This is a genomic window from Anaerolinea thermophila UNI-1, from assembly GCF_000199675.1.
GTDB lineage: Bacteria > Chloroflexota > Anaerolineae > Anaerolineales > Anaerolineaceae > Anaerolinea > Anaerolinea thermophila.
This window is the reverse complement of record NC_014960.1, coordinates 1,234,785-1,254,040: the sequence shown is the minus strand read 5'-3', so window position 1 is coordinate 1,254,040 and position 19,256 is coordinate 1,234,785. Positions and strand designations below refer to the sequence as shown.

Sequence of the window (19,256 nt, the reverse complement as noted above, 5' to 3'; positions counted from 1 at the left end):
TTCTACCATCAGTGCCCATTGCGGTCAAGCGTTTAAGCAGAAATTTTTCGTTCTTTTTTCAATGCTGAACACACCCGCCGATAGTCGCGCAAGAAGTCGGGAAACAACTGAGCGGCTTTCTGCAAATCGCCGGAACGTCCTGCCATTTCCATCTCCAAGCAGACCTTTGAAAATGCTACTGCTCCAAGATTCCCACTGCTGCCTTTAAGGGTGTGAGCAGCCTCGCGCACCTGATCGGCATTACCCTGTTGAATTCCCGCCTCAATGCGTTCTACCAATTTAGTCGAGTCTTCAAGGTAAATATCAATCAACTCACTCAGAAAATCCTGTTCTCCCTCTCCAAGTTCCCGCAGTCCTTCGAGGATCGTCTGGTCCAGTGGCGACGGTAAATCTTCATCATCCCCCGATGACTCAAGTTGAGGCTCAACAGAGACAAGGACAGGAATGTTCCGCATTTCAGTCACTTCCGTCTCCAAAACCTCTTCACCGGAGGGACGAACAGCACGCTCCACCGCCGCCAATACTTCCCCAAGACGCTGAATGGAGACCGGTTTACTGATGTAATCGTCCATTCCTGCCTGGATGCAGGCTTCACGGTCACCCTGCATGGCATTGGCGGTCATGGCAATAATGGGAATATGACGCTGTCGAGTATGCTCAAACTCGCGAATCCGGCGAGTGGCTTCAAACCCATCCATCACAGGCATCTGACAATCCATCAAAATTGCCAGGTAACGTTCCGGATGGCGCATGTACATTTCCAGGGCTTGCTCTCCAGTAGTCACCAGATCTGCCTGATACCCCAAACGCTTCAACTGTACGGTTGCCAAACGCTGATTGGCAGAGTTATCTTCAGCCAGAAGGACAATTTTCTCACCATCCGGTTCCACATGCTGGGGAGGAAAGTCAAAATCAGGTTCGTCCACAACAATCGAATAAGAAAGAACTCTTTCGCCGGTAAGATGATCCATAAACAGGGAACGCATTGTCTCCATCAGCACGGACTGCCGCACTGGGCGCAGAATAGTCACAACACGCTCCAATTGCTCATATGCAACGCACTTGTCACGTTCGTTCAAATTTGCCAGAAGGATTGTGGCTCTGGAGATGTCGTGGCTTAACAAGTTGCGAAGCAAGTCTGCTGGCAGGGAGATATCCAGGATCGCCAGATCGAAGTGTGCGTCCTTTCTCAGGCATTCTACCGCATCTTCCACCTCACAGCCACTGTGAACCTGCATCTGCCAACCACTCAGCATGGTTTCAAGGAAGTGTTTCTCTACCGGGTCATGGCTGAGCACAAACACACGCTTTCCGGCAAAGGCTTCCCACTCGACAGAGGCGGGTTGTTCTGGGCGAACCGATAATGTTACAGTAAACCAGAAAGTAGACCCCTGACCTTCCACGCTCTCCACGCCAATCTCTCCGCCCATCAGTTCAACCAGGCTCTTGGAAATGGCAAGTCCCAGACCGGTCCCACCAAACCGACGGGTCATACTGCCATCCGCCTGAGTAAAGGGCGTAAAGAGGCGCTTGCGTGCCGTCTCCGACAATCCAATTCCAGTATCGTGCACTTCTACACGCAGGATCACCTCATTTTCAAGGCGTTCCTGTAAGGAAATGCTCACAGAAACATGGCCCTGCTCGGTAAACTTGACCCCATTGCCCACAAGATTGATAAGCACCTGCCTTAAGCGTACCGGATCCCCTACCACAATGTTGGGAACATCTGGCGCAATCCAGCCAAACAGATGCAAATTCTTTTTCTGGACGATGGAGGCAAACATTTCAATGACACTATCTACCAGCGGGAGCAATTGGAACTCGACCGATTCCAGGGTCATTCTACCGGCTTCGATCTTGGAGAAGTCCAGAATGTCATTGATAATGGAAAGCAAGGACTTGCCCGAATCCCGAATAATGCGGGCAAAATCGGCTTGTTCCTCGTTCAGCGGAGTATCCAGCAAAATTTCCGACATTCCAATGACTGCGTTGAGCGGGGTGCGAATCTCATGGCTCATGGTAGCGAGGAATTCCGATTTCAACCTTGAGGCTTCCAGAGCCTGATCTCTTGCCAACGCCAGTTCATCGCTAATACGCTGGAGTTGCTTGAGATAACGATCCCGTTCAATCTCCGCGCCAATCCACTGCGCCATCAAACGCAGAAATTCATGGTCCGAGGAAGAGAAAGCGGTACGGCGAGGTTTGAGGCTGTAAAAGGCAAGAATCCCGTACACCTCATTGCCCACGATAATAGGGGTGCCCAGGTAGGCAGCCATCTGAGTGATGCGGTGAGCAGGATGACCGGCAAAATCCGACTCTGCCACGTTCTCAATCCCTAAAGGTTCATTCGCGCGCAAGGTCTCCCGGGTGAAGGTATGCTCAATTTCCAGCGTCATTCCTTCCTGAAAACCACCTTCAAAGGGATGAGAAGACTCAATCAACAAAGCATTTCCGGCCAACTTACCCACGTAAGCATAATCCATCCCGAAGGTTTGTATTCCCACTTGGAGCAAATGATCGATTTTCTGATCAAAAGGCAACGATTGAGATGAAGTAATGTCGTGGAGAGAGCGGAGCGCCTGTTCATTGCGGCGTAACATGTACTCAATACGCTTAAAGGAAGAAATATCCACAAACGTTCCAGAAATCATCTCCCGCTGGGTTTCCGGATCAGGTACACGCTGCATGAACGCGTCGAGCCAGACGGTTCGTTCATCAGGGAGATGCAGATGGATTGTCTGATGATAACGGTCGGTCACTTTTTCGCGCAGGATACGGAATCCTGCACCCAATTCCTGCACCATTCCTTCCGGTGCAGCCTGCCAGAAAGGTCTTCCTACCGTGTCAGCCACTTTCAAACCGGTAATCCGCTCCCAGGCAGGGTTGAGGAAAGTGAACCGTCCGGTCAAATCCATCTGGAAAATGATGTCGCGGGCATTTTCCACCACAAGGCGGTAACGCTGTTCGGCGTTGCGAATCAACTCTTCGGCGTTCAAACGTTCTTCGGCAATCGCCAGCGAATTTACCGCCACCTGAATCATGGAGATTTCCAAATCACTCCATTCCCGCTCCCCCTGTTCAGCAGTAAAACCGACAATCCCTGCCAGTTGCTGGTTGTGGAAAATGGGGAAGAGTAACACTGTATCCACACCCAGACCATTTAATGTCTGTTGAGCCTTCTCATCAAGTTGGGAAGCATGCGCCAGGCATACCTCACCTTCCTGAAGCGCGGCTACTAAAGGACGCTGGTTCTCTGAGAAACGCCAGTTCACCTGGAACAAGTCCCGCCCTGTCCATTCAGAAGGTGACTTTTCCCACAGTCCAACAGGGCTGGCAAAAATTCTGCCATCACTTCCCGGCATGATTTGATAAGCAAAAACCCGGTCAGCCTCTGTAATCTCTCCAAGTACCTGCAGAACCAGGGGGTAGGGGTTTTCTCCCACTTCCAGAGCGAGCAGGTGAGACTGAATCTTCATCAAGGCTTCCAGATAACGCTGACGTTTATCCAGTTGTTCTTCCGCGCGGCGTAAATTCTCTACCTCTATCTGCAAATCATGGTACAGGCGGGTGACTTCATAAGCACGGCTCGCGGCAAGCGCCATACTTTGCGCCAGGCGAATGACATCCGGCGTCAGCAAGGTTGGATGTTCGCTTTCCAGAATCACCCAGCCGATGATTTCCTCCCGAACCAGCAGTGGGATCAACAACAACGAGGCGCTGGCTCTACCCATAAAGAGACGCCGCAATTGCTCAGTACGAATCTGCGCTGAGATTTCACGGATAAACAACGGATCTGGAGATCTCAACCCTCGCTGGAAGATGGGATTTTCCTTGAGAGAAATGACCTTGCCCAGCAATGAAGGCGCTTCTGCATCCTGCCCATACTCTGCCACAATATGCATGAAAATGCGATCCTCGCTTAGCAGGGCTACATCGGCAAAATTCAGATGCAGGTTCAACACCAATTCCCGACAAACCGTTTGAAATACGGCATTAGGCTCCAAATCGGTGGTGGTGACAGCAATCACCTGATTGAGCAGAGCAGTCTCGCGCAACTGATTTTGCAAGCGCTCTTCCAGGCGAAGGCGCTCGGTCATGTCGCGAACGAAAGCGTAGAAGTAATACCGGCTGGCAATTCGCAGAGGTTGAATGCTTAACTCAATCTCCCGTCCACTCCGTAACGCCAGGGATTTCTCCAGTCCCTCTCCTTTTCGAGCGATTTCGCGCAATTCCTGACGCAAAGCCCCACGCACTTCCGGAATAACCCGCGAGAGCAACAGAGAAGCAAAGTTAACGGGCTCATCCGTCTCTTCCATTTCCAGCAAGTTCTTAAATTCGCGATTTGTTTCTAAAACCTCCAGAGTTTCCGGTGCAAGCAAGGCAAAGCCTTCCCGGGCTTGCTCAAACAGTTGAGTGTAGAGCATCTGGCGGGTCTGGCTTTCCTGCCGGGCTTGTTGTGTCTGCTGAATCAGGTCCTGTAAGGGGGCACTGATTTGGGAGAGAGCCAGTTCTTCACCGGGCGGAAGGGTAGCGAGATGGTCCTGCAACTCCGTAGCAAGTCTGAGCCTCTCACCTAATTTCTCCAGTGGACGGAATATGTAGAAGTTGAGAGTAAGCAAATCAATCAGGAGAGCAATGGCTCCAACAACAACCATCCCCCCCAACAGGAAAAAAATGGCATTTTTTCCTGCCAGATAAATCTGACGAGGTAATGTAGCCACAAGCACGCCCAGCGGTTGTTCGCCAGCGCCCCATAGTAAGTAGAATCCCCTCATGACATCATTGGAAACACTCACCCGGAATAAGGGATTCTGTCCTTCCCACTGCCCCTTGGGCAGAGGCAGGTAATTCTCAGGAACCTCATCATACCGATAAAATTCAACCGCTACGCCCGAATTGACCCGAATTTGATCCAGCAACTGCTCGTTAATTTCCCTGCCAAACAAGAGCAATCCAGCGGCAGGGCCCTCCCCCGAAGTGCGTAAGACCGGAACGGCCGTGACAAAGTAGACATGCCCGTCGGCGACAATCAAACGCTCTGTGCTTTCTCTGCTATCCAGCCATCTCCAAAAAGCGCCCTCTTTGCCTACGTATGCCTGGAGAGACGTAGTAACCGGTACATAACGTTCGCTTTCTTGATCATAGTGCTGGGCAAAGCGGATCAATCCACCTGTATCACTTAGTACCACCAAATCGATTGAAATTGAACGCAACGCCTGAGGATGAAAATTCTCTTCCGTAAAAGTGGGGTTCTGACCTTTCAGGAATGTATAACTTTCATCCCACAATGCCCAATCCTTTGCCAGCGTGGTCATTTCCCCATAAATTCGCTGGACTTCCTTCACCACCTGTTGAAGGTCTCGCTGGTTCATCTGAGCATCCAGCGAGTTAAATTGACTGGAAAGCACCTGGCTGGTAAGCAAGAAAAACCCTGCCCCCATGGCGATGAGAATAATGGCAGAAATCAGAATGGCACGAAACTTTACATTCATTCTTTCTGAGATTCCGGAAGAATGAGTTCAGGAGAATCCACGGCTGGTGAATTGACCTGCCTGGAAACCGGATATGCAACCATGCGATCCGCCTCAAAAGGCACCAGCAAGGTTTTCAACCTGGCTGCAGAAGTCTCGTGCAACCAGTTGGGGATCGTTTGTAAATCCAGAATCACAGGCATACGATCATGCAGTTCGGCAACGAGTGCATTTGCCGGACAGGTAATAATCGCACAGGAATGTACCTCTTCTCCCTTTTCATTGAGCCATACCTCCCATAAACCGGCAAAAGCAAAGGGGGCATGTTCTCTTAATCCGATAAAGTAAGGAATACGCTTTTGCCCCTCCCCAACGGACTTCCACTCATAAAACCCTGTAGCAGGGATAATACAGCGCCGACGAGCAAACGCTGTTCGAAAAGAAGGCTTATTTGCTCTGTTGCAATCATGGTTGAAATGTGGTAAACATACGGTATGACCACACGAGAAAGCAGATACGTCCGAGTGGCGAGGATCGCCTACCGGCTTGCCAAACAAGCATTACCGATGTATTCACATGCCAAGAGTCCCCATCACTTCACGTTGCCGCAGTTGGGGGCCTGTGTTTTGTTGATGTTCTACCTGAATCTCAGCTATCGCGACATGGAAGAATGGCTGCTGGCAAGCGATGCGGTTGGTAAGGAGCTGGAATTACCGCGTGTTCCCGATCATACGACCCTGCAACGTACCTACGCCAAGATACGCAAAGCGGATTGGATGCGCATGAACGAGACCTTGCTCGAGGAAATCGGACGGCCTGAAGAAGAAGGGGTGGCTGCCGATAGTACCGGCTTCTCACCCGGCCCGGCCAGTTCTTACTACCAAAGCCGTTCGGGAAAAGCCTATCGCCACTGGGCGAAGGGCGTTTATGCCGTTGGAATTGTCTCGCAATTCATCCTTGCGATGCAATCCGGCTGGGGTCCAGGTAGCGATGCCCCTTATCTGGGCTATCTGCGCCGCAAAGCCAGGCGGTTTGCCAAACGTCGGGCTTGGGTCTTGCTGGCCGATTCAGGGTTCGATGGTCGGACTGTCCGGCCTCAAGACTTGATTCCACCCGTTCGGCGAGGTGGAAATTTGCTGGCCCCTGAACGACGAGCAAGAAGCGAGCTTGTCTCTGCGGCTCGCCTGGATGGTCTCTATGGTCAACGCTGGAAGACCGAAACCGTGAATTCGGTCATCAAGCGCAAATTCGGGCAAGCCATCCGCTCGCGGAAACGCAGCCTGCAAAACCGAGAACCGATTATCAAAGGACTGGTCTACAACATACACCGCTAGGTGTATCTCTTCCTAACCTATCTTTGCAACAGAGCAAGGCTTATCCGTCAACGTCTCCGCCCGGGCATTAATCATCCGCTCCCCTATTGCCGGGTCTTTTGCCCACGAGGGAATCAACCCCCAACGCATCCATTCCATCCGTTGAGGATGAAGGTTGGTAATGACACCTACAGGTTGAGATGGCGCAATATTATAACGGGGAGTGTAATCGGCGGGGATCTCACTCACCCCAAAAACTTCCTGTAAAGTTTCTGCGTCCAAAAATAAAGTAAACCTTCCACACATGGAAGCCTCATTTTCCGGGCATGAACCCACCCTTCTTTATTTTAGCACGTTCACTCAATGCGAGAAGGTTCTCCCCAACCCTGCAAAGTGATTATAATAAACCCCATACCATTCCAATTCCCGGGGTGTCAGAATGAGCCAGCCACTTGTTGAATGCATTCCCAACTTCTCCGAAGCACGCCGTCCGGAAGTTGTTGAAGCCATCCGCAGTGCCATCGCTAGCGTGGCAGAAGTCAGTATCCTCGATCAACATTCAGATATGGATCATAACCGTACGGTGATTACGCTGATCGGTCCGCCGGCCGCCGTGGAAGAAGCCGCCTACCGCGGCATCGAAAAAGCCGTTGAACTGATTGACCTGAATCACCACACTGGCGAACACCCTCGTATCGGCGCAGCAGATGTGGTTCCGTTCGTTCCCATCCGCGATATCACCATGGAAGAATGTGTGGAGATGGCGCGCCGTCTGGGCAAACGGGTAGGTGAAACTCTGCAGATTCCTGTATATCTATACGAAGAAGCCGCCACTCGACCCAGCCGAAAAAACCTGGAAGATATCCGCCGTGGGGAATACGAAGCCCTGAAACAGGAAATGGGACGCAACCCTGAACGTACTCCAGATTTTGGACCTGAGCAGGTGGGGCCTGCTGGTGCAACGGTGATTGGCGCGCGACAGCCGCTGATTGCCTTTAATGTGTACCTGACCACAAACGATGTCTCCATTGCCAGTCAGATTGCCCGGGCAGTGCGCCATTCTTCCGGCGGATTGCGCTTTGTGAAAGCCATGGGGGTTCTCGTAGAAGGACGCGCCCAAGTTTCAATGAATCTGACCAACTTCCGCCAAACGCCGGTATACCGGGTGGTGGAAATGATTCGGCGCGAAGCCCAACGCTACGGCGTGGGAATCCATCACAGTGAACTGGTTGGCTTGATTCCTGAAGATGCCCTGATTGACTCGGCAGTGTGGTATCTGCAACTGGACGGCTTTGAGCCTAATCAGGTGCTGGAACGCCGCATGACTCAAGCCCTGAGCAAGGAACCCACCTCTCAAATGGCACAACCTAATTTCCTGGAAGAACTGGCACGCGGCACACCTACCCCAGGGGGCGGTTCTGCTTCGGCATACAGCGCCGCTGCCGCGGCAGCGTTGGTGGCAATGGTTGCCCGTTTAACCGTGGGTAAGAAAAAATACGCCGAGGTCGAGCCCAAAATGTGGGAAATCATCGAGCAAGCCGAAGCCCTGCGTCAGGAAATGACTCATGCCATTACAGAAGATGCTCAGGCTTTTGATGCCTTCCTGAACGCATCCCGTTTGCCCAAAGATACGCCCGAACAGCAAGAGGCTCGTTCCCGTGCGCTGGAACAAGCCACCCTCGGAGCAATTCAGGTGCCTTTACGGGTTGCCCGCAAAGCCATACAAATCATGCAATTAGCCCTCCAGGTAGCCACGCTTGGGAACCTCAACGCCATTTCGGACGCAGGCAGTGCGCTGGCACAGGCTCGCGCGGCGCTCACCGGCGCAGGATTGAATGTGCGCATCAATTGTCTGGGGTTATCCGATTCTTCACAGGTGGAGTCGTTCGTCTCGGAATTACGTCAGTTAGAAGATGAAGCCACAAAACTAGAAAGTCAAATGCAAAACATCTTAATTCAAAGAGGAAAATTGCCTTTCTAGAAAGTTACACTGAATGAGAAAAATCCTCTTATTGCTTTCTGGTATTTTATGGTTAACTGCCTGCACCTCCGGGGTGATGTCCACCCCGGATTTGGTGTCAGCAACACCGAAGGTAACAGAGCACCCAGTCGAAACTATAGCAGGAGAAACTACGCCTTCTCCTTCGCCGACAGTTATTTCCAGAAAGGTATGGGCACATCCTGCCATACCCTCTTCGTTGAGAGAGCAAATCTCTCTACCTCAGGGTTGGGAGTGGGGTACGGAAGAACTATCGGCGGTTCATCTTGTTCCACAGGCAACCCAATCTATCAGCCGGTGGATTTATGTCCTGGTAGCTCCCTTTCCCACCTTCGAAGACGATTTTTCTTCCTCTCAGTTGAGGAATGTATGGCAAAAAGGCAAAATTTCCGAAGATGGTCCCGACCACATTCTGGTCACTCCATCTACTGCCGAAGCCCTTTCCACTCTTTGGGGAACGCCTTCGGACACCATAATGATTGTGTCAGAGGATGCCATCTTATCTGGCGCTTGGGAAGGTCCCCGTACATGGGCAATTGTGCCTTTCGAACAACTGGTACCCCAATGGAAGGTGATTTCGCTGGATGGTCACTCTCCCATCCAAAAACAGTTTAAGGAAAATGACTACCCCCTTCAGGTTACTTTTGGATGGTCCGGAGAGCCAAACGCCCTTAAGGCATTTCTTCAAGATTGGGAACGAGACCATTCCGGCGATTTTCTGCTCACAAACCGGGATGAAAACCGCCTTACCACCGTCATGTTGACCGGCGTGACCGCACTGGTGCGCGGTACGGCTGCATTGATGGAACGCAACGGTATGGAATATCCGGCTCAGGATATTGGCAATTGGCTTCGGGAAGCGGATATTTTGCATGTTAATAATGAAGTACCATTTGCCAGGAACTGCCCTGCCCCTTATAACTGGCAGGGGCTGGTCTTCTGCAGTCAGGAACGCTACATTGGCTTGTTGGAATCCATTGGAACGGATGTGGTGGAACTCTCAGGGGATCACTTTGCCGATTGGGGGGCCGATGCCATGTTGTTCACCCTGGATCTGTACCGCCAACGAGGATGGCAAACTTACGGCGGAGGGGCAAACGATGAAGAAGCCAAACGTCCTGCGTTGTTCGAACATAACGGCAACCGTATTGCCTTCATAGGATGCAACTACAAAGAAAAGGGGTATGCCAGCGCCAGCCCAACCACCCCGGGCGCCATCCATTGTGACCCTGAATGGCTCATACCATTGATTCGCCAGGTCAAAGCCGAGGGATATCTGCCCATTGTGACTTTCCAGCACCAGGAATATTACGAGTACATCGCCCGCCCCAAACTGCAAGAGGATTTTCGTGCTGTTGCAGAGGCCGGTGCAGTCATCGTGAGCGGCAGTCAGGCACATCAACCTCATGCCATGGAATTTTATTCGGGGGCATTCCTGCATTACGGCTTGGGGAATTTATTCTTTGATCAGGTGTATTCGATGGACTCCACCCGCACAGCCATGATGGATCGGCATGTTTTTTACAATGGAAAACACATCTCAACCGAGGTACTGACCATTACCTTTGTAGATTACGCACGCTCACGTCCTTCAACATTACAAGAACGTCGCGATCTGCTCCGGAAGGTATTCAATGCCAGCGGTTGGGGTAAAATGGAAGATATTCCATAACCACTTTTGGAAAGGCAGGGGATTTTCTCATGGGCATTAAACCCGACCATTGGATTCGCAAAATGGCACTGGAACACGGCATGATTGAGCCATTTGTAGATCATCAGGTACGTGAGGGGGTGATCTCTTACGGGGTTTCCTCTTATGGGTACGATATCCGTGTTGCCGACGAGTTCAAGATTTTCACTAATGTTTACTCTGCCATTGTAGATCCAAAAAATTTCGACCGTGCATCAATGGTGGATTTTAAGGGCGATGTGTGCGTGATTCCCCCCAATTCTTTTGCTCTGGCGCGCACAGTGGAATATTTCCGGATTCCACGCAACGTCCTGACGATCTGTGTGGGTAAATCCACGTATGCGCGCTGTGGGATTATCGTCAATGTGACCCCCTTTGAGCCGGAATGGGAAGGGTTTGTCACCCTGGAAATCAGCAATACCACCCCATTGCCGGCACGCATTTATGCAAATGAAGGAATTGCACAGGTTTTGTTCTTTGAAGCGGACGAACCCTGCGAAATTTCCTATGCCGATAAAAAAGGCAAGTACCAGAAACAACAATCCATTATCCTACCCAAAGTATGAGTGTCTCTTTGCTTAACTGGGCACGGCAGATTCAATCCATCGCACAGGCGGGTTTAAGTTATGCGCAAAACCCCTTTGACCGTGAGCGGTATGAAAAACTCATGGAAATCGCTGCGCAATTGATGGCTCTGGAGAGTCTAGACCCTCCAGAGAAAATCCACGCTATTCTAAGAGCGGAAGCCGGATATCTTACCCCCAAGGTGGATGTACGCGCCGGGGTGATTCAGGATGGACGCATTCTCTTAGTACGGGAAATGCTGGATGGCGGACGCTGGACCCTCCCCGGTGGTTGGGTTGACCCGGGAGACACTCCCTCTTCGGCGGTGGAGCGAGAAGTCCGCGAAGAAACGGGTTATGAAGCCAGAGCAGTGAAACTGGTAGCCGTCTTTGACCGCGAACATCAGGGGCATCCGCCCTATCTATTCAGTATTTTCAAACTGTATTTTCTGTGCGAATTGCGAGGCGGAGAACCCAGAGGAAGCATTGAAACCGGTGAATCGCGTTTCTTTGGGCGGTGTGAGATCCCTGAACTCTCGCTGGCAAGAACTTTACCTCAGCATATCGAGATGCTTTTCAGACATTACGAACAGCCCGACCTGCCTGCGGAATTTGATTAAGAAAGAAACAAAAGTTCGCGACGAATTTCAAAAATTACCAGCACTCCCACAATAAACATGACAACACCACATGGGATTGCCAGTTGAGGGTACATTCCAAATACTTCAAAGAAACGTTGAAAAGGCGAAAAATAAGCCACTAAGGGGACGATTAAGACCGGCGAAGACAACATGGCAACACTGGGCTTCTGCTCAAGGCGATAAAGCAAATACAGCAGGAACATAGCAAGCGATAGGGTCAGCCATGTCCCTAACATGAAAAAAACATACGCCCACTTAATCAACAAGGCTACCTTTTCCTGGGATGAAAGCCAGAACCACACTCCACCACTCACCAGAAGCGGGAACACAAGCATCCCCCAGGTAATCCACTGGATGCGTGCGCGGCTGAACATTTGGCGAATCTGTTGCTGGAATGCTCGCAAGACACCCAGACTACGCACCAGCAAAGCAAGCCCCAGCAACGCAATTAAAACCACCCCGTATGGCAGCAATTCCATCTCCATGATGAATTTACCTGATTATACTGGCAAATTGCTCTGTTGCAATCATGGTTGAAATGTGGTAAACATACGGTATGACCACACGAGAAAGCAGATACGTCCGAGTGGCGAGGATCGCCTACCGGCTTGCCAAACAAGCATTACCGATGTATTCACATGCCAAGAGTCCCCATCACTTCACGTTGCCGCAGTTGGGGGCCTGTGTTTTGTTGATGTTCTACCTGAATCTCAGCTATCGCGACATGGAAGAATGGCTGCTGGCAAGCGATGCGGTTGGTAAGGAGCTGGAATTACCGCGTGTTCCCGATCATACGACCCTGCAACGTACCTACGCCAAGATACGCAAAGCGGATTGGATGCGCATGAACGAGACCTTGCTCGAGGAAATCGGACGGCCTGAAGAAGAAGGGGTGGCTGCCGATAGTACCGGCTTCTCACCCGGCCCGGCCAGTTCTTACTACCAAAGCCGTTCGGGAAAAGCCTATCGCCACTGGGCGAAGGGCGTTTATGCCGTTGGAATTGTCTCGCAATTCATCCTTGCGATGCAATCCGGCTGGGGTCCAGGTAGCGATGCCCCTTATCTGGGCTATCTGCGCCGCAAAGCCAGGCGGTTTGCCAAACGTCGGGCTTGGGTCTTGCTGGCCGATTCAGGGTTCGATGGTCGGACTGTCCGGCCTCAAGACTTGATTCCACCCGTTCGGCGAGGTGGAAATTTGCTGGCCCCTGAACGACGAGCAAGAAGCGAGCTTGTCTCTGCGGCTCGCCTGGATGGTCTCTATGGTCAACGCTGGAAGACCGAAACCGTGAATTCGGTCATCAAGCGCAAATTCGGGCAAGCCATCCGCTCGCGGAAACGCAGCCTGCAAAACCGAGAACCGATTATCAAAGGACTGGTCTACAACATACACCGCTAGGTGTATCTCTTCCTAACCTATCTTTGCAACAGAGCACTGGCAAATTGTTTCTTCGCTTGAAAAAGATTAAAATCGGTGCATGTCATCGCAACGGAACGGGGTCCTGCGCATTCTTCTGCACAGCGTTGGCTTGATGCCGTTAATTGTCCTGATTGTCCGCTGGCAAATCAATGATCTCACCATCAACCCCATTCAAGCCGCCACGCGCTTTACAGGCGATTGGGCGCTGATTTTCTTACTGCTCTCGCTGGCATGTACTCCTCTTTCTCTTCTGTTCAAATGGCGACAAGCCCTGAGATTTCGTCGTCCACTAGGCTTATATGCTTTCCTGTATGCCAGCATTCACTTCCTGATATACGTGTGGCTCGATTATGACTGGGCATGGAATTTCATTCTGCCCTCACTCAAAGAAAAGCCTTTCATCCTTGCCGGGGCATTAGCCCTCTTCATCCTGTTGCTTTTAGCGCTCACTTCTTTTGACTTCTCCCCTCGCTGGTTGGGAAAGCACTGGAAAACCCTGCATCGGTTGGTGTATCTGGCAGGGATCCTGGTGATTCTGCATTTCGCCTGGGCAAGCAAGGGAGACTTGTTTCGTCTGAGCGGGGAAATTTTGCGCCCGCTCATTGCTGGAGTGATTTTGTTCGGATTACTCATCCTGCGTCTCCCCCCAATTCGCCGGTTTATTCAATTCTTTCGTTCCAGAGAATGATATATAATCCAATGTGAACCATCACTTTTATCTCTCCGGGCATCTCGGAGTCTATTTACATTCTGTTTCATCGAGGAGTTTCCATGATTGTCAAAGCATTCCCTCAGGACTTTGTTTGGGGAGTCTCTACATCCGCTTATCAGGTTGAAGGTGCATGGAACGAGGACGGCAAGGGAGAAAGCATTTGGGATCGCTTCTGCCATACTCCCTACCGCATCGCCAATGGAGATACCGGTGATATTGCCTGCGATCACTACCATCGTATGCCGGAAGACGTGGCTCTGATGAAAGAACTGGGGGTAAAAGGGTATCGCTTCTCTATTGCCTGGACGCGTATCTTTCCAGATGGCAAAGGAAAAGTCAACCCTAAAGGGTTGGATTTTTATGATCGCCTGGTGGACGAATTGGGAAAAGCCGGTATACTCGCCAACGCCACGTTAAATCACTGGGATTTACCCCAAGCCCTGCAGGATTTGGGCGGGTGGGCAAATCGCGACACGACCGATAGGTTTGCCGAATACGCGCGCGTGATGTTTGACCGTTTGGGGGACCGTGTTGCCCTGTGGGCTACCCACAACGAACCGGTCGTGGTCACCAGTGGCTATCTGGGCGGCTCTATGGCTCCCGGACTGGCAGATGCCTCTGTGGCATACCGTGTGGCTCACCATTTGAACCTGGCACATGGCAAAGCCGTGCAGGTGTTCCGGCAGGGTGGATATCCCGGAAAAATAGGCATTGTACTGGATTTGCAGAATTACATTCCTGAATCAGACTCAGAAGCAGACGTTCTGGCAACTCAGCGCATGCTGGATCACTCCCATCACCTCTTTTTAGACCCCATTTTCAAAAGGCAATACCCACAGGGATTGATGGAATGGCTTGGCACAATTGCCCCTCAACCCCAGGAGGGCGATATGGAAATCATCTCCACCCCAATTGACTTCCTGGGGTTGAACTATTACTTTACCTTGAAAGTACGCTATGAGCCATGGGGTGGGCTCCTTAAGGCAGCAGCCCGACCTTTCAGCGCGCCGATGTGGAGTCAAACGGAGATGGGCTGGGGGGTACACCCGGAAGGACTGACCGCCATCCTGTTGAAGTTGCGCAATCACTACGGCAACCCGGACATTTACATCACCGAAAACGGTACCGCTGCACCGGATCAGCCCGATGAACATGGCTTTGTGCAAGATCGTGAGCGGATTGCTTATCTCCGGCGACATCTCATCGCAGCACATGATGCCATTCAACAGGGAGTAAACCTGCGAGGCTATTTCGTCTGGAGTTTCATGGATAACTTCGAGTGGGCTTTAGGATACCGCCCACGTTTTGGGATTGTACGGGTAGATTACGCCACTCAGAAACGGATTCCAAAACTCTCGGCATACTGGTACCGCGAGGTCATTCGACAAAATGCAGTTTGGGAGTAGGAAGGACACATCTATGACTCCAGTGCGCGTTGCCATGATTGGCTGTGGCGGGATGGCACGCTACCATCTCCACCAGATGCTTCGACAGCAACATACCACTCAGGTTGTAGCTCTCTGTGAACCCTCTGAGGAGCAATTTACCGCCACTGCCAGAATTTTCGAGGAGGCAGGGCTGGCAGTTCCCCCCAACGAGCCTGACTTACAGAAACTGCTGGAGACTTTTGAACTGGATGCGGCTTTTATCATTACACCACATGCCTACCATTTTGAGCAGGCAAAAGCATGCCTGGAATCCGGACTGGATGTGCTGCTGGAAAAGCCCATGGTGATGAACGCCCAGGAAGCGCAGGATTTAATCAAAGTGCGCGATAGAACCGGAAAACTCCTGGTCGTGGCGTTCCCGGGTAGTCTTTCGCCACAAGTCCGTCAAGCCAGCGCATGGTTGCACTCAGGAAAACTCGGCAAGATCCTCTCTATCAGTGCAACGGTCTGGCAAAACTGGGGACCCGCCACCGTGGGAACGTGGCGGCAGGACCCTGCGCTCTCCGGGGGTGGTTTTCTCTTTGATACCGGCGCTCACATGCTCAACACGGTGGTGGACCTTGCCGGAGAAGAGTTCAGTGAGGTGGCAGCATTTCTGGAACACCACGGACGCCCTGTCGAAACCCTGGGGGTAGTGATCGGTAAACTGAAATCAGGTGCGCTGGTGACTTTACATGCCTGCGGAGAAGCCATCCCATCCTGTGCTTCGAACATCTACGTCTTCAGTCAGAAAGCCATCCTGCGCACCGGTGTTTGGGGTGAATTTCTGGAAATCCAGCGGGAAAAAGAGGAAAAATTCCATAAGGTGAGAGTTCCAACCTCTTTGGGAGTGTGGGAGCAGTTCCTTGCGGTCCGCAATGGGGAAATTCCCAATCCCTGTCCCCCAGAAGTAGGCTTGCGCATGGCACGCCTTTATGACGCCATTCAACGTTCCGCGTCACAAAATGGTCAGGTAGTATATTGTTAAGAAAGGAACAAAAGATGAGCCAATCGATTCGCGTTACCGTATGGAATGAAGGGGTACATGAAAAGACCCACGAAGAAGTCAAACGTGTTTATCCCCATGGAATGCACGCTGTATTAGCACAAGCCCTGCAAGAAGCAGGTTTTTTCGTACGCACAGCCACGCTTGACGATCCCGAACACGGGTTAACAGAAGAGGTGCTTGCCCAGACCGATGTATTGACCTGGTGGGGGCACATGGCACATCACGCCGTTCAAGATACCATTGTGGATCGTGTGGTGAAACGAGTACAGGAAGGGATGGGGTTAATTGTGCTGCATTCCGGACACATGTCCAAGCCTTTCCTGCGCCTGATGGGCACAACCGGTGCACTTAAGTGGCGCGAGGCAGGAGAAAAGGAACGATTGTGGGTGGTCAATCCTGCGCATCCCATCGCCGCAGGTTTGCCGGAATATATCGAAATCCCCCACGAAGAAATGTACGGGGAACACTTTGACATCCCCGCCCCGGATGAACTGGTGTTCATCTCGTGGTTCAAGGGAGGAGAAGTTTTCCGTTCCGGCTGCTGCTGGACGCGGGGCGCGGGCAAAATCTTCTACTTCCGCCCAGGGCATGAAACCTACCCCACTTATTACCAAAAAGAAGTTCAGCAGGTTATCATCAACGCGGTGAAATGGGCAGCCCCCGGCAACCTGCCCGCGATTACCTACTGGCACAAACCGAATCCACTGGAAGAGTTGTAGTTTTTTTGAAACACAGGAGGACTGTATGCCAAGACCCGTAACCCTGTTCACCGGTCAATGGGCTGATTTGCCCTTTGAGACCATCTGCGCTAAAGCCAAATCATTTGGCTATGACGGGATTGAAATCGCCTGCTGGGGCGACCACTTTGACGTGGAACGCGCATTGAGCGAGGATGGCTATATTCAATCACGCTGGGATATCCTCGAGAAGTACGGGCTGAAGTGCTACGCCATCAGCAACCATCTGGTTGGACAGGCGGTTTGTGACCGCATTGACGAACGCCACAAGAGCATTCTGCCCCCACGCGTGTGGGGAGATGGCAGAGAAGATGGCGTACGCCAACGCGCAACGGAGGAAATGAAAATGACCGCCCGCGCAGCAGCCAAAATGGGCGTCAAGGTTGTTCCTGGCTTCACCGGCTCATCCATCTGGCAGTATCTCTATTCCTTCCCTCCCAACCCACCCGACTTGATTGATAAAGGCTACGCCTTCTTTGCCGAGATGTGGAATCCCATCCTGGATGTGTTTGACGAAGTCGGTGTACGCTTTGCTCTGGAAGCCCACCCCACGGAAATCGCCTTCGATATTGCCTCTGCTGAGCGAGCCGTTCAAGCCGTGGGCGGACGCAAAGCCTTTGGGTTTAACTTCGACCCCAGCCACTTTGGCTATCAGGGGGTAGATTACGTAGCATTTATCCTGCGCTTTGGGGAACGTATTTACCACGTCCACATGAAAGATGTGTACTGGTCAGATAAGCCCAGCGAAGCCGGCGTGTTTGGCGGACACCTCAATTTTGGCGACCGTCGCCGGTATTGGGATTTTCGCTCCCTGGGGAGAGGAAAAATCAACTTCGAGGAAATCATCCGCGCCCTGAACGCCATTCAGTATCAGGGACCGCTCTCGGTAGAATGGGAAGACAGCGGCATGGATCGCGAGTTTGGCGCCACCGAAGCCTGCGCGTTTGTGCGTCGCCTGGATTTTGCCCCCTCTCAGGTGGCTTTTGACGCCGCCTTCGAGCGCAAATAAGCCGGTTCGTTTGGATTTGCTCAGGAGGATAGAAATGTCCGACGAAGTGGGATTCATCACCATGGCTGGGGAACGCGCGACTGGCGAAGCCCCCGAAATTGGCGTGGGGATGCTGGGATACGCTTTTATGGGCAAAGCCCATACGAACGCCTTCAAGAAAATCCCGTATATGGTCTACCCACCGCCTGCCATTCCCAAACTGGTGGCAATCTGCGGGAGAAACGAGGAAGCCGTTCGCGAAGCCGCAAAACGTTATGGCTACCAGCGGTATACCACCGACTGGAAAGACCTGATCCGCGACGAGAACATTCAATTATTCGATAACGGCGGTCCCAACGATGCCCATGCTGAACCAAGCATCGCCGCAGCGCAAGCCGGAAAGCACATTCTGTGCGAAAAACCTCTTGCCAGGAACGCCAGAGAAGCCGCGCAAATGCTGGAAGCGGTCGAAAAGACAGGCGTGGTGCACATGGTCGCGCATAACTACCGTTTTGTCCCCGCCATCCGGCTGGCGTATGACCTGATTCGTTCAGGACAATTGGGAGAAATTTACCATTTCCGCGCAGTGTACCTGCAGGAATGGATTATGGATCCTAACTTCCCCTTTGTCTGGCGGCTGGACAAAAACGTCTCAGGGTCCGGCGCACTGGGCGATTTAGGATCACACATCATTGACCTAGCCCGCTTCCTTGTCGGCGAGCCGCGTAAGGTCTCTGCACTGGCAAAGACATTCATCAAACAACGTCCTGTGCCGGGTGGCGGAACAGGAGAAGTTACGGTGGACGACGCCTTTGTTGCCACCGTAGAATTTGAAAACGGCGCCATCGGCACGCTGGAAGCCTCTCGTTTCTGCGCCGGTCGGAAAAATCATCAAGTCATTGAAATCAACGGATCGAAAGGCACGTTGGTTTTCAATCTCGAACGCTTCAACGAACTGGAAGTGTTCTGGAAGGATGAACAGCCCCGCGAAACCCAGGGCTTCCACAATGTTCTGGTCAGCGAGAGTTATCATCCCTTCTGGAAACACTGGTGGCCTCAGGGGCACATTATCGGCTGGGAACACACCTTCGTCCATGAGATTGCCCACCTGTTAGATTGTATTGTGAATCACAAACCGGTAGCACCTTTTGGAGCAACTTTTGAGGATGGATACAAAAATGCCGTGATTTGCGATGCCATTCTGCAGTCGGCTGAACAGGAAAAGACCATTTACATCCGTTACTGAGTTAGAAGCCGGGACACAGCAAGCCTGTCCCGGCTTTCCCTTT

16 protein-coding genes are annotated in these 19,256 nt (G+C 51.9%); 12 read left to right on the top strand and 4 right to left on the bottom strand.

What is annotated here, in order from left to right; all coding sequences use genetic code 11:
• Positions 1-32 precede the first annotated feature (32 nt).
• Positions 33-5,492, bottom strand: coding sequence for an ATP-binding protein (locus tag ANT_RS16155; protein WP_013559547.1), 5,460 nt, complete (start codon positions 5,490-5,492; stop codon positions 33-35).
• Positions 5,489-6,028: an SOS response-associated peptidase gene (locus ANT_RS16965; protein ID WP_081460300.1), complete on the bottom strand. Its 540-nt coding sequence runs from the start codon at positions 6,026-6,028 to the stop codon at positions 5,489-5,491. Before ANT_RS16965 ends, ANT_RS16155 begins: the two co-directional genes overlap by 4 nt.
• Here ANT_RS16965 and ANT_RS05620 point away from each other — a divergent pair.
• Positions 5,996-6,805, top strand: coding sequence for a transposase (locus ANT_RS05620; protein ID WP_172634560.1), 810 nt, complete (start codon positions 5,996-5,998; stop codon positions 6,803-6,805). The two genes, ANT_RS16965 and ANT_RS05620, sit on opposite strands and share 33 nt — an antisense overlap.
• A 12-nt stretch (positions 6,806-6,817) precedes the next feature.
• Here ANT_RS05620 and ANT_RS05615 read toward each other — a convergent pair whose 3' ends face one another.
• Positions 6,818-7,090 carry an SOS response-associated peptidase family protein gene (locus tag ANT_RS05615; protein ID WP_013559545.1) on the bottom strand — a complete coding sequence of 91 codons (273 nt, stop codon included), beginning with the start codon at positions 7,088-7,090 and terminating at the stop codon, positions 6,818-6,820.
• 133 nt (positions 7,091-7,223) lie between these two features.
• Between ANT_RS05615 and ftcD the strand changes: the two genes are divergently transcribed.
• The 4 genes from ftcD to ANT_RS05595 are packed head-to-tail and all read left to right on the top strand — an operon-like array spanning position 7,224 to position 11,656.
• Positions 7,224-8,765 (top strand): glutamate formimidoyltransferase, encoded by a 1,542-nt coding sequence (ftcD, locus tag ANT_RS05610; RefSeq protein WP_013559544.1) that lies wholly within the window; start codon positions 7,224-7,226, stop codon positions 8,763-8,765.
• 13 nt (positions 8,766-8,778) lie between these two features.
• Positions 8,779-10,455, top strand: a complete 1,677-nt coding sequence (locus ANT_RS05605) for a CapA family protein (RefSeq protein WP_013559543.1) — start codon at positions 8,779-8,781, stop codon at positions 10,453-10,455.
• 29 nt (positions 10,456-10,484) lie between these two features.
• Positions 10,485-11,039 (top strand): dCTP deaminase, encoded by a 555-nt coding sequence (dcd, locus tag ANT_RS05600; RefSeq protein ID WP_013559542.1) that lies wholly within the window; start codon positions 10,485-10,487, stop codon positions 11,037-11,039.
• Positions 11,036-11,656 carry an NUDIX hydrolase gene (locus ANT_RS05595; protein ID WP_013559541.1) on the top strand — a complete coding sequence of 207 codons (621 nt, stop codon included), beginning with the start codon at positions 11,036-11,038 and terminating at the stop codon, positions 11,654-11,656. Before dcd ends, ANT_RS05595 begins: the two co-directional genes overlap by 4 nt.
• Here the strand turns inward: ANT_RS05595 and ANT_RS05590 are convergent.
• Positions 11,653-12,162, bottom strand: coding sequence for a hypothetical protein (locus ANT_RS05590; RefSeq protein WP_013559540.1), 510 nt, complete (start codon positions 12,160-12,162; stop codon positions 11,653-11,655). The two genes, ANT_RS05595 and ANT_RS05590, sit on opposite strands and share 4 nt — an antisense overlap.
• 101 nt (positions 12,163-12,263) lie before the next feature.
• Here ANT_RS05590 and ANT_RS05585 point away from each other — a divergent pair, with 101 nt between their 5' ends.
• From ANT_RS05585 to ANT_RS05555, 7 genes are all read left to right on the top strand, one after another.
• Positions 12,264-13,073 carry a transposase gene (locus ANT_RS05585; protein WP_172634560.1) on the top strand — a complete coding sequence of 270 codons (810 nt, stop codon included), beginning with the start codon at positions 12,264-12,266 and terminating at the stop codon, positions 13,071-13,073.
• 79 nt (positions 13,074-13,152) lie between these two features.
• Entirely contained in the window at positions 13,153-13,782 is a 630-nt protein-coding gene (gene msrQ / locus ANT_RS05580; RefSeq protein WP_013559539.1) for a protein-methionine-sulfoxide reductase heme-binding subunit MsrQ, read from the top strand.
• An 83-nt stretch (positions 13,783-13,865) separates the two neighbouring features.
• Positions 13,866-15,212, top strand: a complete 1,347-nt coding sequence (locus ANT_RS05575) for a GH1 family beta-glucosidase (RefSeq protein ID WP_013559538.1) — start codon at positions 13,866-13,868, stop codon at positions 15,210-15,212.
• Positions 15,213-15,225: 13 nt separating this feature from the next.
• Positions 15,226-16,221, top strand: a complete 996-nt coding sequence (locus ANT_RS05570; protein ID WP_013559537.1) for a Gfo/Idh/MocA family protein — start codon at positions 15,226-15,228, stop codon at positions 16,219-16,221.
• Between the two features lie 14 nt (positions 16,222-16,235).
• The gene (locus ANT_RS05565) at positions 16,236-16,961 is read left to right on the top strand and encodes a ThuA domain-containing protein (protein WP_013559536.1); all 726 of its coding nucleotides are present in this window, start codon (positions 16,236-16,238) and stop codon (positions 16,959-16,961) included.
• A gap of 25 nt (positions 16,962-16,986) precedes the next feature.
• The gene (locus ANT_RS05560) at positions 16,987-17,988 is read left to right on the top strand and encodes a sugar phosphate isomerase/epimerase family protein (protein WP_013559535.1); all 1,002 of its coding nucleotides are present in this window, start codon (positions 16,987-16,989) and stop codon (positions 17,986-17,988) included.
• A gap of 34 nt (positions 17,989-18,022) precedes the next feature.
• Positions 18,023-19,213 carry a Gfo/Idh/MocA family protein gene (locus tag ANT_RS05555; protein ID WP_013559534.1) on the top strand — a complete coding sequence of 397 codons (1,191 nt, stop codon included), beginning with the start codon at positions 18,023-18,025 and terminating at the stop codon, positions 19,211-19,213.
• Positions 19,214-19,256 lie beyond the last annotated feature (43 nt).

What these genes read in the sequence shown, in the direction of transcription:
- ANT_RS16155 (WP_013559547.1), bottom strand. Translation starts at nt 5,492, where the DNA reads ATGAATGTAAAGTTTCGTGCCATTCTGATTTCTGCCATTATTCTCATC.
- ANT_RS05555 (WP_013559534.1), top strand. Translation starts at nt 18,023, where the DNA reads ATGTCCGACGAAGTGGGATTCATCACCATGGCTGGGGAACGCGCGACT.
- dcd (WP_013559542.1), top strand. Translation starts at nt 10,485, where the DNA reads ATGGGCATTAAACCCGACCATTGGATTCGCAAAATGGCACTGGAACAC.
- ftcD (WP_013559544.1), top strand. Translation starts at nt 7,224, where the DNA reads ATGAGCCAGCCACTTGTTGAATGCATTCCCAACTTCTCCGAAGCACGC.
- ANT_RS05595 (WP_013559541.1), top strand. Translation starts at nt 11,036, where the DNA reads ATGAGTGTCTCTTTGCTTAACTGGGCACGGCAGATTCAATCCATCGCA.
- ANT_RS05590 (WP_013559540.1), bottom strand. Translation starts at nt 12,162, where the DNA reads ATGGAGATGGAATTGCTGCCATACGGGGTGGTTTTAATTGCGTTGCTG.
- ANT_RS05605 (WP_013559543.1), top strand. Translation starts at nt 8,779, where the DNA reads ATGAGAAAAATCCTCTTATTGCTTTCTGGTATTTTATGGTTAACTGCC.
- ANT_RS05615 (WP_013559545.1), bottom strand. Translation starts at nt 7,090, where the DNA reads ATGTGTGGAAGGTTTACTTTATTTTTGGACGCAGAAACTTTACAGGAA.
- ANT_RS05560 (WP_013559535.1), top strand. Translation starts at nt 16,987, where the DNA reads ATGCCAAGACCCGTAACCCTGTTCACCGGTCAATGGGCTGATTTGCCC.
- ANT_RS05565 (WP_013559536.1), top strand. Translation starts at nt 16,236, where the DNA reads ATGAGCCAATCGATTCGCGTTACCGTATGGAATGAAGGGGTACATGAA.
- msrQ (WP_013559539.1), top strand. Translation starts at nt 13,153, where the DNA reads ATGTCATCGCAACGGAACGGGGTCCTGCGCATTCTTCTGCACAGCGTT.
- ANT_RS05575 (WP_013559538.1), top strand. Translation starts at nt 13,866, where the DNA reads ATGATTGTCAAAGCATTCCCTCAGGACTTTGTTTGGGGAGTCTCTACA.
- ANT_RS05570 (WP_013559537.1), top strand. Translation starts at nt 15,226, where the DNA reads ATGACTCCAGTGCGCGTTGCCATGATTGGCTGTGGCGGGATGGCACGC.